Here is a 13,344-nt window from a genome sequence, read left to right on the forward strand (position 1 = left end):
GTCTTCACGCCGCTCGCGTCGTTCGCGCCGAAGTCGGGGATAGACATACTGCGCTGCCTCGCGCCATCGCGTGATCGAGATATGCGGCTGGCGTGGCGCCGCACCGGCTTCATTTTCGGGCATACCCCCCTCAAGTCATTCCCACCGCTTCCCCACGCGGTCTCTTCTCGCCGACGGACGATGCCGGCGCTTCAATGTCCAAAGCTCTGTCGAAAGATTTGGCGGTCTTGGAGCGCGATGCGCAAATGGTCGGCCGAGATCGACTTCGCCCCTTCGAGGATAGCGTCCTTCACGACGGCATCGGCCGCGCGCACCAGCTCCCCCTGGCTCAAGCCTTCCGTGATGGGAGCGATCGACGCCCAAGCCTTGGCGGTCAGGCGGTAGCGTCCCAGCCGGCGTGAGAGGATCGCGCGCGCGGACTCGGGATCGGGCAGCCGATATTCGATGACTTCATCAAACCTGCGTGCCAGCGCCTTGTCGAGTATCTCGACATGGTTGGTCGCCGCGATGACGATACTGTCGGTTGAGTTAGGCTCCTCCATGAAGGAGAGCACCGAGTTAAGAACCCGTCGAATCTCGCCGACGTCATTGGGATCGCCACGACGCGAACCGATCGCGTCGAACTCGTCGAGCAAATAGACGCCGCGGGTCTGCGCAATCTGATCAAACAGCAAGCGCAGCTTGCCGGCCGTCTCCCCAAAGAAGCGGCTGAACAACGAGTCCAGCCGTGCCGTGAACAGCGGCAAGCGCAGCTCTCCCGCGAGTGCCGAGGCCGTCATGGTCTTGCCCGTGCCCGGAGGCCCGACAAGCAGCAGGTGCGTCGCCGGAACCTGCCCATGATCGCGCAAGGTCGCCCGCTCGCTTTGCTGCCGGACAACGCGCTGCAACCGCGAGCGAATGGCCTCGCCAAGCACCATGTTGTCGAGCTTGGTCTTCGGATAGCTGCTCTCGACCAGCCCTTGCAACTCGCCGCGCGGCCGCGCCAGAGGGATTGGCGCTTGGCCGGTAGGCGCGTTGCCAAGCCGTTCGCGCGCCTTTTGGACGAGGCGCTTCAACTGGTTCGCCTCTTCGGCATTGCCTTGGCGCGCTTGCTGTGCCGCAACCTGGAGCGCTATCGACAGAAATTGCTCTTCGTCCCCAGCAACGTGCGAATTGAGCAGCGCGACGATCTGCTTGGTTGACATCAGCGCTCCTCCTTTCCTGCAAACTGACGGGTATAGGCACCGAGCCGTCATGACAACCGCGCAAACGGTGCGGCGCTCTCATAGTGTAACAAGTCACCGAATATCCGGGAGAAATTTGTTCAGCTCAGGCCGCGATATTGAGCGAACTGGTAGCATGGGCTCGCAAAGCGCCGGTGGAGACGGGACGCTGTAGAACCGCCTGGCAGATGAACGTAGGCGCGCAGCGGTGATCCTTGGCTTTTCCTCCCCGATCATCCATATGGAGCCGGTATCCCCCGGTGGTCCCTGCCTCGCATACCGCCGGGGCACTTAATTCTAGCCACAGCCGATAGTCTTCTTAACGCGCTTCCAGCGTGCGGAATATGCTGTTGTTGTCCTCATCCTATACGGTTTGAGGGGGAAAGCCTTCCCCTGCTGACAAGCCCCTGCGGGTCTCGCCAGACCCCTTCGAGCGGGGACACCCCGCAACGCCCCGATAGTGAGCGCGGGGATCTAGGGAGCGCACTCTGGCGGCTGGCGCCGCGCAGGGGTCGCGCGTCATTTTCCCCAGCGCAGCACTCTCGCTCTGGCCGGAGGGCACGGCGACGGCTGGCCCACAGGCCCGCGCGCACGCCGCCGCGCCGGCCGTCCGCCGCAAGGGTGCGTCGTTTGTGGCGCCGCGAGCGGCGCGGTGCTTGGGGCTCCGCCCCCGGCGCACTTCGGAACGTCTTCCGCCCAGCTTCCTCCGCTGCGCTCCGTGCAGCAGGTTCCCCGCGAAGCCGTCCCTCCGTTTGCACCCCCGGTCTCGCCGACGGGCAGGGTTTCAGCGCGGCGCTTCCCGCTGCGCGGAAACCCAAGGAGTAGGAAGATGACCAAGACCGTTCAAATCGAAACCACCGCTGCCGAGCCTGTGTCGGGCATCGAGATTTTCGTGCCGCTGAACAAGCTCAAGAAGTCCCCCAAGAACGCCCGCAAGGTGCCGCATGGCGAGGCCGCCATCGAGGCGCTGGCCGCTTCCATCGAGCATAAGGGTCTGATCCAGAACCTTGTGATCGAGCCGGAAATGAAGGACGAGAAGCCGACCGGCGCCTATTTCGTCACCGCTGGCGAAGGTCGCAGGCTGGCCTATCTGTTGCGCGCCAAGCGCAGGCAGATCAGGAAGAACCACCCGGTTCGCTGCCGTCTCGACACCGAGAACGACCCGTCCGAGATCAGTCTGGACGAGAATGTGACCCGGACCCCGATGCACCCCGCCGATCAGTTCGAGCGGTTCCGCGAGCTTGCGGACGGCAACGGATGGGGCGCGGAGGAAATCGGCGCGCGGTTCGGCGTGTCGGGCGGCGTGGTGAAGCAGCGGCTTCGCCTTGGCGCTGTCAGTCCGAAGCTGTCAAACGGCCCTTTAATTGCGGGTATCTGTCAAGCCTGCATATTGATCCGAACCGGGGTCATGGTCCTTTTCGAGGTCATGCCTCATGATGATGTCCGGGTCGGATGCCTCAACGTGCGCAACGCGGTCCTGGAAGTCCGCAGCCGTTTGAACGAGGTCACCGCAACCACCGTCCCGGTGGATCATCACAGGTCTGGCGTCAGGCCTGCAATCTCAGGGTGGGTATGACGGTCAGGCAGGCTGCTTCCCCCACTCGAACTCGGTTCCATCCACCCAGATACAATGAAGGATGATGGCGAGCTTTCGGGCGACCGCGACCTGCGCCTTCTTCATGCCACTTCGCTTCGCAAGCCGCAGCCCCCACGCCTTGAGCGAGCACCACCGCTTGGTTCGATGGAGCAGCACGCTGGCCGCCTCGAACAGATAGGCGCGTAACAACCGGTCGCCCCAGCGCGAGATTTTTCCCGTGACGTCCATTTCACCCGATTGCTTTCGGCGGGGCGTAAGTCCGAGATAAGCGCCAACCTTTGCCGCATTCTGGAAACGGGTTGGATCGTCGATCGTGTGACGATATGTCAGGGCCGTGACGACGCCAATGCCCGGCACGGTCATGAGCCGCCGCGTCGTTTCATCCTCTCGCGCAAGGTCGCGGATTGTTCGGTCGATCTTTTCCAGTTCGCTACAAGTCTGTTGGTGCACGGATAGCAGCGGCCGAAGAATGGGGCCGAGAGCATGGCCATCGGCGATGAGGTCGTTGACCCGCCGTTGGAATTGCCCGCCGGCAGCGCGTGGAAAGAGCAGACCGCATTCCTTCAGCATAGACCGCATCTGGTTTTCGAGGTCGCGCCGGACCCGTACCAATCGGGATCGACACACGAGGATGGATCGCGCGGTCTGGCTTTCTTCACTCTTGACGGCAACCTCCCGATACCAGCCGACCCGGACGAGTTCCGCCAAACCGCGAGCATCATTCTCGTCGCTCTTGTTCATGCGAACGGACAGGGCCGCATGGGCGTGACGCGCATCGATGCAGACCACGGGCAAACCGGTGCGCTTGAGTTCATGCCAGAGCCAACTCGACATGGCGCCCGTCTCGAGGCCGACGCGTTCGGCATTGGGAGCTTTCTTGGCGATGACCGCCGCCAGCACGCCCGGATCGGATTTCACCCGGCCCTGGTGTATGGGCCGTCCTGCCTCATCGACGATGCAAATCGACGTTTCCTTTTGCGATACGTCCAGTCCGACATAGTGCTTCATGGCGATGCTCCTCCGTTACGATGATTTCTCGCATCCTGCAGCTGTCGCGCCCAAATGAGAACAACGGCAGCAATTACGTCATCGTGTTCAAAAGGGACCCCCGATCGGCGTCGAAGAGGGACCCCCTTTTCGGATAATATGATGCTGGTTTGTTGAAGATGGCCTTGCGCTGCGTGCGGCGGAGGGCGGGCGTAGCCCGACCGGAGGCGCGCGCAGCGCAAGATAGATTTTTGAAGGCGCCGAAGGTGGCTGTCAGCTGCGGTTTTTGAAGCGCCAGCTGTCGTTGCCCGTCTCGACGATATCGCAGTGGTGGGTGACGCGGTCGAGCAGCGCCGTGGTCATCTTGGGATCGCCGAACACGGTCGGCCATTCGCCGAAGGCGAGGTTCGTGGTGATGATGACGCTGGTCCGCTCATAAAGCTTGCTGATGAGGTGGAACAGCAACTGCCCTCCCGAGCGGGCGAACGGCAGATAACCGAGCTCGTCGAGCACGATCAGGTCGAGCCGCGACAGCTGCGCCGCCAGGGTCCCGCCTTTGCCGATCCGGGTCTCCTCTTCGAGGCGTGTCACCACCGATAAAGGCCACGGTGGACATTCCCGCTGCGGTATATCGCGAGCTGACCGCCTATGCGGAGGCACACGCGGCCGAGACGGGCAGTTCGCCTGTGCCGCCCGAGAAACTGCTAGTGCCGATGGCCATTCAGCTCATGGCGACGGACAGGGGCTTTCGCCGGTGGCTCGCGCAGCGGAAGTGAGAGCGCGCCGCCTGCCGTCAGTTGCCCATGAACTTCTTGAACCGCTCGCGGCCTTCCGCCTCGATCACCGCTTGCTCGGCGTTGGCGCACTCGTCGCCGCGCGCCGTTCCTTCCGCGCATTGCGCCACGACCTGCCGGGCTTCATCGAGATGCGCCGCGAAATACTGCATCCCGCGCGGCTCGGCCGGCGTCGGCGCGGCGACTGGCGGGGCGGCCACGATCGCCGCCCGTTCGACGGGCACGATCACCGGGCGCAGGACGAAACCCGCCCCGAACCCGATGATGAGCGTGACCAGCACGATGATGAGTGTCTTTCCTTGCGTCATGACGGCTCCTTTCCCGGTTGCTGAGACAGTGGTTGCGGCCCAGGCATGGACGGCATCGAATAGCGGGCGGTGACGAACTCAAGAAACCGGCGCAGCACCGGATTTTCATTGTCCTCGCGCCAATAGCCCGAGAAGCCGATCCGCGTGTGCCCGTTGGCCTCGTGGACCTCGCGGAAGACCACGCCGGGGACGTGGATGCCGAGCGCCGATTCCGCGACGATCGAGATATACCCGCCGAGCGCAATGACGCTCAGCACAGTGTCCCGCCTGATGTCGTCCATGTCGATCTCCGGTGAGTAGCCCGGCATCCCGAGCTTGCCGAGGAGCATGTTGCGCGTCTCGGGACCGGGATCTTGCTCGGTGAGCAAGAACCGCTCGCCGGTCAGGTCGGTCCAGTGGATGCGTTCGCGGGTCGCAAGCGCGTGGCTTTCGGGCATCGCCACCAGGATGCGCTCGCTCCAGAACGAGCGGCTCATCAGCCCTGGATGCGGCGCCTCGCCGATCATGATGGCGATGTCGAGCAGCCCGTTCTCGATGCCGGCCAGCAGCATCTCGCGGTCGCGCTCGAACCCGCGCAGCTTCACCTCGGAATGGCGCTCGCCGAACTTGCTCAGGGTCGCGCGCAGGTTTCCCGCCGAGAAGGACGTGTAGAAGCCTACCGCCAGCTTGCCGGCATGGCCGTTGGTCGTGGCGCTGACCCAGGCGTCCAGCTCGTCCCACTCCTTCATGATCCGCTTGGCGACCCGCAGATAGGTCGCCCCGTCCGCCGTCAGGGTGGCGCCGCGCGTCTTACGGTCGAACAGCGCCATGCCCAGCCGCTTCTCGGTTTCGAGGATGTAGCGGCTCAGCGTCGGCTGCTTGATGTTGAGGTTGCGCGCCGCGCGGCTGAAACTCCCTGCTTCTGCGGCTGCTATTAGATAGCGAAGCTGCCGTAGCTCGATCACTCATCTTCTCGCTTCAGTTTACGCTGGTTCCTGATCAATGGATCGATTCGAGGCCAATGGCAGAGCTCAAATCACCGCCGCACTGCCCGCTGGTGCATATTGCATTCTAGGCGTTGATCGAGGTGGGAACATTACTGTGATTCAGGCTCGGCCACGCTCACAATATGAATCAGGAGCCGGGCCAACAACGCAGCTCAACCAACCACGGGTCATCTTCCATACATTGCGAACAATGACTGTCTCCATTCCGGCACTTCCCATCTTGCAACCGCTACACATCGCAGATAGATAGTAATAGATTACTCTCTTTAGAAAGCGCAAGCAATGAGTGACCGCTCCAAGTATCTTCCAGCGGACGAACGTCGAGCGGCAACCGTGGAGGCGGTGGTCGACCTGGCTGCAGAACAAAACCCAAGTGACATCACAACGACGGCCATCGCGCAGCGAATGGGGCTGACCCAGGGGGCGCTGTTCCGTCATTTCCCGACCAAAGACGCCATCCTGGAGGCGGTGATGTCCTGGGTGACCGACCGTTTACTCGCCCGCGTCGACAAGGCCGCGGAAGGGGCCGCGTCTCCGAAGGCCGCCCTTGAAGCGGTCTTCATGACACATATCGATTTCGTGTCTGACCACCCGGGCGTGCCACGAATGCTTTTCGGGGAGTTGCAGCGGCCGGGTGAGACTCTTCCCAAGCGCATGGCCCAGACGCTGATCCGGCACTATGGAGAGCGGCTTCGTGGCTTGCTCGAGGCGGGAAAGGTGCGAGGCGAGTTGCGTGCCGACCTCGATCCGGATGCCGCCACCACCCTGTTTATCGGCACGATCCAGGGGCTCGTCATGCAATCGATGCTGGCGGGCGATGTAACCCATATTCGTCGCGATGCTCCCGGCGTGTTCGCTATATATCTGCGCGGAATCGGAGCAGTGCAATGAAGCGCATCCGCCTGCCCGGCATTCCCAAGCGGGTCTTTATTATTGTCGCTGTCGTCGCAATAATCGGGATCGGATGGGTCTGGATGCAGCGTGGCAGCCATGACGACGAGGCTCTGCGCCTCTATGGCAATGTCGACATTCGCGAGGTTCAACTCGCCTTCCGGCAACCCGGTCGTGTTGCGCAGATGCACTTCGATGAAGGAGATCACGTCGAAGCGGGTGCGCGCATGGCTGTCCTCGACGCGCAGCCGTTCGAGGAAGGTGTGGCTGCGGCCGATGCGTCCGTGGGTGTTGCTCAGGCGGACCTCGACAAATTGCTCCGCGGCCTGCGCCCTCAGGAGATCGTCCAGGCGCGCGAGGCACTCAATCAGGCTTCGGCTGTCGCCAGAGATGCGGAGCGCAATTTCAATCGTCAGAGCCAATTGCTCGCCTCAGGCGCCGCCAGTCAAAAGACGGTCGATGCCGCCCGCACCGCGCGCGACCAAGCCGTCGCCGGCGCCAATGCGGCCCGGGCCGCCTATTCACAAGCCACAGAAGGCTTCCGCAAGGAAGATGTCGCAGCGGGGCAGGCCCGCCTCGCCGCCGCACAAGCGGCACGGGCGCAAGCCGCCACTGCGCTTGCCGATACAGTGCTGCTTGCGCCGCGCACCGGCACCGTGATTGCCCGCGTGCGCGAACCCGGCAGCATGGTTGTTAGCCAGACCCCGATCTACAGCGTGAGCCTTGATGCGCCGGTTTATGTGCGTGCCTATATCGGAGAACCGGATCTGGGGCGCATCGCGCCCGGGATGCGGGTTCGCGTCCATAGCGACTCGTCCGACAAGGTTTATCAAGGCCAGATCGGGTTTATTTCACCGCGCGCCGAGTTCACGCCAAAAACGGTAGAGACCACGGATCTGCGCACGGATTTGGTCTATCGCCTGCGGATCGTGGTCACCAATGCGGATGCCGCGCTGCGCCAGGGCATGCCGGTGACCATCGACGTCGATGCCGGGCCAGCATCCAGCGCGCAGGCCAAAGGCCGCTGACATGGCGTCCGGTAGCGCAGCATCGGACCCGCCACCTGCCCCGCTGGATGAGGTCGCGGTCGTCATCGATGGGGTGAGCAAGCATTTCGGCGGCGTGCAGGCATTGCAGGATCTGAACGCACAGATCCGGTTTGGCCGCCTGACCGGGCTGGTTGGACCGGACGGTGCGGGCAAGACAACCCTGATGCGTATCCTGACGGGTCTGCTGGCGCCGAATAGCGGCCGCGCCACGGTGGCGGGCTTTGATGTGGTGGACGACAATGACGCCATCCATGCCGCAACCGGTTACATGCCGCAGCGCTTTGGTCTCTACGAAGACTTGTCGGTCATGGAGAATATGCGGCTCTATGCGCAGTTGCGCGGCATGGATGCCGACCGAAACGGCGAGTTGCTTTCCGAATTGCTCGACTTCACGCGTCTTGCCCCCTTTACCGGGCGTCTGGCGGGCAAGCTGTCCGGCGGCATGAAACAGAAACTCGGCCTGGCCTGCGCACTGATGGCACGGCCTGCCGTTCTGCTTCTGGATGAACCGAGCGTCGGCGTCGATCCCGTCAGCCGTCAGGAATTGTGGCGCATGGTGCAGGCGCTGACCGACGAGGGCATGGCTGTGGTCTGGTCGACCGCCTATCTCGACGAGGCCGAACGCTGTGACAGCGTGCTGCTATTGAACGAGGGGCGGCTTGCCTATGATGGACCGCCGGGAGAACTGACCGGGCGCCTTGCCGGCCGCAGCTTCCGTCTGGAACAGGTTGGCGATCAGCGCCGGGCCGTGCTGGCCGAGGCGCTGGACCTGAGCAGCGTGGGCGATGGCGTGATTCAGGGCAGCGGTGTTCGCATCGTGTTGCGCCCCGGTGCGGGAACCGGCCAGATAAGTGCTCTTGCCGATCGGATCGCGGCGCAACTCAAACCCGTGCCCGCCCGCTTCGAGGATTCCTTCATCGATCTGCTTGGCGGCGGCCCCGGCGGCACATCGGCCCTTGCCGAGGGGCTGCCGCCTATCCGGCTTGAATCGGATATCGCCGTTTCCTGCCGGAACCTGACCAAACGCTTCGGCGATTTCACGGCCACCGACAATATCAGCTTCGAGGTGGGCAAGGGCGAAATCTTCGGCCTGCTCGGGCCGAATGGCGCTGGCAAATCGACCACCTTCAAGATGCTGTGCGGCCTGCTCAAACCCACCAGCGGTGAGGCGCATGTGGCGGGGCTTGATCTGCGCCGCGCGACCGGGGCGGTCAAAGGTCAGCTTGGCTATATGGCGCAGAAGTTCTCGCTCTATGGCTTGCTGTCCGTGCGACAGAATCTGGAGTTCTCCGCTGGCGTCTATGGTCTGGACGGCGCGACGCAGCGGGCGCGGATCGAGGAAATGATCGAAATCTTCGGCTTGCAGCCCTGGCTGTCGTCAGCGCCGGACTCTCTGCCGCTCGGATACAAGCAGCGCCTGGCGCTGGCCTGCGCGGTGATGCATCGCCCGCCGGTGCTGTTTCTGGATGAGCCGACTTCGGGCGTCGATCCGATTACGCGGCGGGAGTTCTGGACCCACATCAACGGCCTTGCCCGCAAGGGCGTGACTGTGATGGTCACCACCCATTTCATGGACGAGGCGGAATATTGCGACCGGGTAGCGATGCTCTATCGCGCCCGGCTGATCGCGCTGGACACGCCGGACGCTCTCAAACGCGGTGCCGCCAGCGATGCCCGGCCGGACCCGACCATGGAAGACGCGTTCATTCATCTGGTCGAAGCCGAAGATCTCGCCGATGTCGCCCGTAGCGAGGTCGCCGCATGAACGACGCGGATGGATCGCGCCGGGATCGCCGAATGCCGCCGGAGGCCATGCGCCGCTTCGACCCGAAACGCCTTTGGGCGCTGGTGGTCAAGGAGAGCCTGCAGGCGGTCCGCGATCCGTCCACGCTGCTGATCGCCTTTGTCCTTCCGGTGGTCCTGCTGCTTCTGTTTTCCTATGCGGTGTCACTGGACGTGCGGGCAGTGCGTATCGGCGTCGTGCAGGAATCCGAATCTGCCTCGGCGCAGTCACTGGCCGCCGCATTCGCCGGAACCCGTTATCTGGACGTGACTTTCGCCCATGATCGGCGCGAGGTGTCCGACCGGGTCGTTTCGGGCGAATTGCGCGGATTTGTAGTCATTCCGCAGGATTTCGAGCAGCGCCTGGCCGATCGCGGCGCGCGGCCCCTCGTACAGATCATCGCCGATGGCTCGCAGCCCAATACCGCCAACTATGTCACCAACTACGCACAGGGCGTCGTCCAGACTTGGCGGGGCGGCCTCGGTATCGAGGCATCTCAGGCGGGCGTAACACTGGAGCCGCGATACTGGTTCAACGCCGAACTGGAGAGCCGCCGTTCGCTCGTGCCCGGCGCCATCGCCATCGTCATGACCATCATCGGCACCATGTTGACCGCACTGGTGGTAGCGCGCGAGTGGGAGCGCGGCACGATGGAGGCGGTACTCTCCACGCCCGCATCGGTCGCGGAAATCCTGATCGGTAAGCTCCTGCCTTATTTCGCGCTCGGGATGCTCGCCACGCTTGGGGCCACGGCGCTGGCGGTCTTTGCGTTCGGCGTGCCGCTGCGCGGGTCACTGGCCGCACTCCTTTTGCTTTCGGCGACATTCATGGTGCCTGCGCTGGGCCAGGGACTGCTGATCTCCTCCATCACCCGCAATCAGTTTCTGGCCGCGCAGATTGCCTTGTTCTCGGGCTTTCTGCCCGCATTCATGCTGTCGGGCTTTCTGTATGAGATCGACGCCATGCCGGCGCCGATCCGGGCTATCACCTGGTTTATCCCGGCGCGCTATTTCGTTTCTTCCTTGAAGACCGTGTTTCTGGCCGGGGACATCTGGGTGGTCTTTGTGCCGAACCTGCTGGCGATGGCTGCCATCGGCTTTCTGTTTTTCGTCCTGGCAAAACGCGCCACGCGCAAGAATCTGGAGTGAGGAGCCATGGCGCAACACAATAGCCATTTCGCTTTCACCCGGCTGCGGGCGCAGTTCATCAAGGAAGTGCTGAGCATCCTGCGCGACCCGCGCAGCCGCATGGTGGTGCTTGTGCCGCCGCTGTTGCAACTGCTGGTGTTCGCCTTCGCCGCGACGCTGGAAGTGCGCAATGTCGATATCGCCGTTCACAATCAGGATTCGGGGCGCTGGTCCTATGAACTGATCACGCGGCTCGACCGGGCCGACTTCATTACGCAGGTCTATCGCGTGAACGACAGCCAAGAGCTGCGCGATCTTATCGACCAGGGCAAGGTGATCGCGGCGCTCGATATCCAGCCGGACTTTTCGCGCGCAATCGCCACCGGCGACAATGGTCGCGTTCAGATGCTGATCGATGGCCGGCGCAGCAATTCAGGGCAGATCACCGCTTCTTATCTCTCCGCCATCGCTGCCGAGGTTGGCGCGGAAGCAAACGCCGGCAGTGCGCCCGCATCGGCGGTGGCGGTGCGCAACTGGTTCAATCCCAACCTGACCTACCGCTGGTTCATCGTGCCCGGCCTCTCCGGTATCCTGGCGTTCTTCAGCGCGCTGCTCATCACCTCGCTGTCGATCGCGCGGGAGCGCGAACTGGGAACATTCGACCAGTTGCTGGTGTCACCAACCTCCACGCCGGAAATCATTATATCCAAATCCCTGCCCGCTCTGGTCATCGGCACCATGCTCGGTCTTCTGATGATGGCGGCCGCTGCGGGTCCGTTCCAGATTCCGTTCAACGGCTCGTTTGGGCTGCTGTTCGTCAGCCTGGTTCTGTTCATCCTGTCGGTGGTGGGCATCGGCCTGATGATATCCGCGATCAGCGCGACCCAGCAGCAGGCCATCCTTGGCGCCTTCGCCATCGGCGTGCCATCCGTTCTGATGTCGGGCTTCGCTACCCCGGTCGAGAATATGCCCACGCTGCTGCAATGGCTGGCTCAGGCGATCCCCCTCACCCATTTTCTGATCATCGTGGAAGGCAGCTTTCTGAAAGCAATGTCGCCCGGCGATATTCTTGCGAGCCTTTGGCCATTGGCGCTGATCGCCCTGGTGTCGCTCACCACGGCCACCATCTTCGTTCGAGGACGTCTGCAATGATATTTCCCCCTCATCGACAGTTGCGTCTTGCGGTGGTGCTATTCAGCTGCATTTCGTTGACCGCCTGTGTCGTCGGCCCCGACTATCACGCGCCGCCTTCCGTGGACACGGGCAGCGGCTGGACCCAGGCAGCGGCGGGGGCGTCCGCCCCTGCCGACCTTGTCCGCTGGTGGTCAACGCTGGGCGACCCTGAACTGGAGAGACTGGTCGACACTGCACTGGCGCAAAATCTCGATATCCGTCAGGCAGCGGCGCGGATCGATGAAGCGCGCGCTCTGCGCGATCGGGCCGCTGGTCAGCAACTGCCCGCTGTTTCCGCAGGCGCCAGCGTGAACCGCCGCCGACAAAGCGAGAATGGCCCACTGCCGGTTGGTTCCATTCCGGGACTAGATGCGTCGCAGACAATCTATGATGCCGGCTTCGATGCTGCGTGGGAAGTCGACCTGTTTGGCGCCAATCGCCGGGCGCTGGAAGGCGCCAGCGCGCGGTTGCAGGCGACCCAAGCCGAAGCGCAGGGTGTACGTATGCGGATCGCGGCGGAGGTCGCTCGCACATGGTTCGAGGCGACTGGCGCCGGGGAAGAATTGCTTACGCAGCAGGCGACGGTCGCAACGTTGCAACAGACGCTGGACCTCATGCGCAGCCGTGCCGCTCTCGGCGATGTTTCCCGCGCCGATGTGGACGCAGCCTATGAGCGGTGGGCTGCCGCCAATGCCATGCTACCGGGCATTGCGGCGCGTCAGCGCGGAGCCGTGCTCGGTCTTGGCGTCCTGCTCGGCGCACCCCCGGAACGGGAACTGAAGCTGCTCGATACCGCCGCGCCGGCGCGCGTCCTGCCGGCACTGCCCGTAGGGGAACGCGCCGACATATTGCGTCGCCGCCCCGATGTTCTGGCTGCTGAACGGCGGCTTGCTGCCAGCACCGCTGATATCGGCGTCGCCACCGCGGAGCTTTTCCCCAAGCTGTCCATTGGTGCCGGCGGCGGCTTCCAGGCGCTCAGTCCGGGCGACTGGTTCGATTCGTCCAGCACCCGCTACTCCATCCTGCCGCTCATCTCTTGGCGATTGTTCGACGGCGGCCGTGTGCGCGCGGAGATACGTGTCCGGGAGGCTGCCCAGCGGCAGGCCGCGCTGGGTTATGAGCAGGCCGTGCTGGCGGCACTGGGAGATGCCGAGCGCACCTTGGGCGATTATAATGCAAGCTTGGATACATTGACACGTCATCAAGCGGCGCTGGATGCCTCGCGCCGCAGCTTTGATCATGCTGAAGCGCGCTTTGCCGCAGGCGATATCACGCGAATTGAGCTGCTTGCGGCCCAGCGCCTCCTTCATGAGGCCGAAACCGCAAATCTGCGCGCGCGGACGACAGCCGCTGTGCAGATGGTCGCATTATACAAGGCGATCGGAGGGGGTTGGAACCTGGCCGATACAGCTTTCGCTGCTCCCGGTTCGTGATCCTCGGACGTCCG

Annotated in this window: 11 protein-coding genes and 2 pseudogenes; 8 read left to right on the plus strand and 5 right to left on the minus strand. The window is 63.4% G+C overall.

All coding sequences use genetic code 11. The features are described from left to right. Window positions 1-191: 191 nt before the first annotated feature. Window positions 192-1,184, minus strand: a complete 993-nt coding sequence (locus ACVENA_RS22115; protein WP_012049856.1) for an AAA family ATPase — start codon at window positions 1,182-1,184, stop codon at window positions 192-194. Between the two features lie 847 nt (window positions 1,185-2,031). On the opposite strand from ACVENA_RS22115, the pseudogene ACVENA_RS22120 reads away from it, so the two are divergent. Beyond that, window positions 2,032-2,550, plus strand: a pseudogene (locus ACVENA_RS22120) (ParB/RepB/Spo0J family partition protein); the annotation flags it as partial. Between the two features lie 231 nt (window positions 2,551-2,781). Here ACVENA_RS22120 and ACVENA_RS22125 read toward each other — a convergent pair. Both ACVENA_RS22125 and ACVENA_RS22130 read right to left on the minus strand, forming a co-directional pair. Next, the gene (locus ACVENA_RS22125) at window positions 2,782-3,807 is read right to left on the minus strand and encodes an IS110 family transposase (RefSeq protein WP_449325887.1); all 1,026 of its coding nucleotides are present in this window, start codon (window positions 3,805-3,807) and stop codon (window positions 2,782-2,784) included. Window positions 3,808-4,059: 252 nt separating this feature from the next. Then, window positions 4,060-4,386, minus strand: a pseudogene (locus ACVENA_RS22130) (ATP-binding protein); the annotation flags it as partial. An 8-nt stretch (window positions 4,387-4,394) separates the two neighbouring features. Between ACVENA_RS22130 and ACVENA_RS22135 the strand changes: the two are divergent. After that, complete coding sequence (locus ACVENA_RS22135; protein WP_449327087.1) at window positions 4,395-4,562, plus strand: DUF2274 domain-containing protein; 168 nt, start codon at window positions 4,395-4,397, stop codon at window positions 4,560-4,562. A gap of 17 nt (window positions 4,563-4,579) precedes the next feature. On the opposite strand, the gene ACVENA_RS22140 is transcribed toward ACVENA_RS22135, so the two are convergent. Both ACVENA_RS22140 and ACVENA_RS22145 read right to left on the minus strand, forming a co-directional pair. Continuing rightward, a complete protein-coding gene (locus ACVENA_RS22140) occupies window positions 4,580-4,888 on the minus strand; it encodes a hypothetical protein (protein WP_012049887.1) in 309 nt (102 codons plus the stop codon). Then, a complete protein-coding gene (locus ACVENA_RS22145; protein ID WP_012049888.1) occupies window positions 4,885-5,832 on the minus strand; it encodes a LysR family transcriptional regulator in 948 nt (315 codons plus the stop codon). Before ACVENA_RS22145 ends, ACVENA_RS22140 begins: the two co-directional genes overlap by 4 nt. A 324-nt stretch (window positions 5,833-6,156) precedes the next feature. Between ACVENA_RS22145 and ACVENA_RS22150 the strand changes: the two genes are divergently transcribed. The 6 genes from ACVENA_RS22150 to ACVENA_RS22175 are packed head-to-tail and all read left to right on the plus strand — an operon-like array spanning window position 6,157 to window position 13,330. Then, window positions 6,157-6,765 (plus strand): TetR/AcrR family transcriptional regulator, encoded by a 609-nt coding sequence (locus ACVENA_RS22150; protein ID WP_012049889.1) that lies wholly within the window; start codon window positions 6,157-6,159, stop codon window positions 6,763-6,765. Beyond that, window positions 6,762-7,793: a secretion protein HlyD gene (hlyD, locus tag ACVENA_RS22155; RefSeq protein WP_012049890.1), complete on the plus strand. Its 1,032-nt coding sequence runs from the start codon at window positions 6,762-6,764 to the stop codon at window positions 7,791-7,793. The genes ACVENA_RS22150 and hlyD overlap by 4 nt, the downstream gene beginning before the upstream one ends. Window position 7,794: 1 nt before the next feature. Beyond that, window positions 7,795-9,579, plus strand: a complete 1,785-nt coding sequence (locus ACVENA_RS22160; protein ID WP_449327088.1) for an ATP-binding cassette domain-containing protein — start codon at window positions 7,795-7,797, stop codon at window positions 9,577-9,579. Then, window positions 9,576-10,745: an ABC transporter permease gene (locus tag ACVENA_RS22165; RefSeq protein WP_049771264.1), complete on the plus strand. Its 1,170-nt coding sequence runs from the start codon at window positions 9,576-9,578 to the stop codon at window positions 10,743-10,745. Before ACVENA_RS22160 ends, ACVENA_RS22165 begins: the two co-directional genes overlap by 4 nt. Window positions 10,746-10,751: 6 nt before the next feature. Then, window positions 10,752-11,876, plus strand: coding sequence for an ABC transporter permease (locus tag ACVENA_RS22170; protein WP_012049893.1), 1,125 nt, complete (start codon window positions 10,752-10,754; stop codon window positions 11,874-11,876). After that, entirely contained in the window at window positions 11,873-13,330 is a 1,458-nt protein-coding gene (locus ACVENA_RS22175) for an efflux transporter outer membrane subunit (RefSeq protein WP_012049894.1), read from the plus strand. Before ACVENA_RS22170 ends, ACVENA_RS22175 begins: the two co-directional genes overlap by 4 nt. Window positions 13,331-13,344: the final 14 nt, after the last annotated feature.

The organism is Sphingopyxis sp. 550A, from assembly GCF_053569535.1.

Coding starts and splice junctions, on each gene's coding strand:
- ACVENA_RS22125 (WP_449325887.1), bottom strand. CDS start 3,807: ATGAAGCACTATGTCGGACTGGACGTATCGCAAAAGGAAACGTCGATT.
- ACVENA_RS22150 (WP_012049889.1), top strand. CDS start 6,157: ATGAGTGACCGCTCCAAGTATCTTCCAGCGGACGAACGTCGAGCGGCA.
- ACVENA_RS22165 (WP_049771264.1), top strand. CDS start 9,576: ATGAACGACGCGGATGGATCGCGCCGGGATCGCCGAATGCCGCCGGAG.
- ACVENA_RS22170 (WP_012049893.1), top strand. CDS start 10,752: ATGGCGCAACACAATAGCCATTTCGCTTTCACCCGGCTGCGGGCGCAG.
- ACVENA_RS22140 (WP_012049887.1), bottom strand. CDS start 4,888: ATGACGCAAGGAAAGACACTCATCATCGTGCTGGTCACGCTCATCATC.
- ACVENA_RS22160 (WP_449327088.1), top strand. CDS start 7,795: ATGGCGTCCGGTAGCGCAGCATCGGACCCGCCACCTGCCCCGCTGGAT.
- hlyD (WP_012049890.1), top strand. CDS start 6,762: ATGAAGCGCATCCGCCTGCCCGGCATTCCCAAGCGGGTCTTTATTATT.
- ACVENA_RS22175 (WP_012049894.1), top strand. CDS start 11,873: ATGATATTTCCCCCTCATCGACAGTTGCGTCTTGCGGTGGTGCTATTC.
- ACVENA_RS22115 (WP_012049856.1), bottom strand. CDS start 1,184: ATGTCAACCAAGCAGATCGTCGCGCTGCTCAATTCGCACGTTGCTGGG.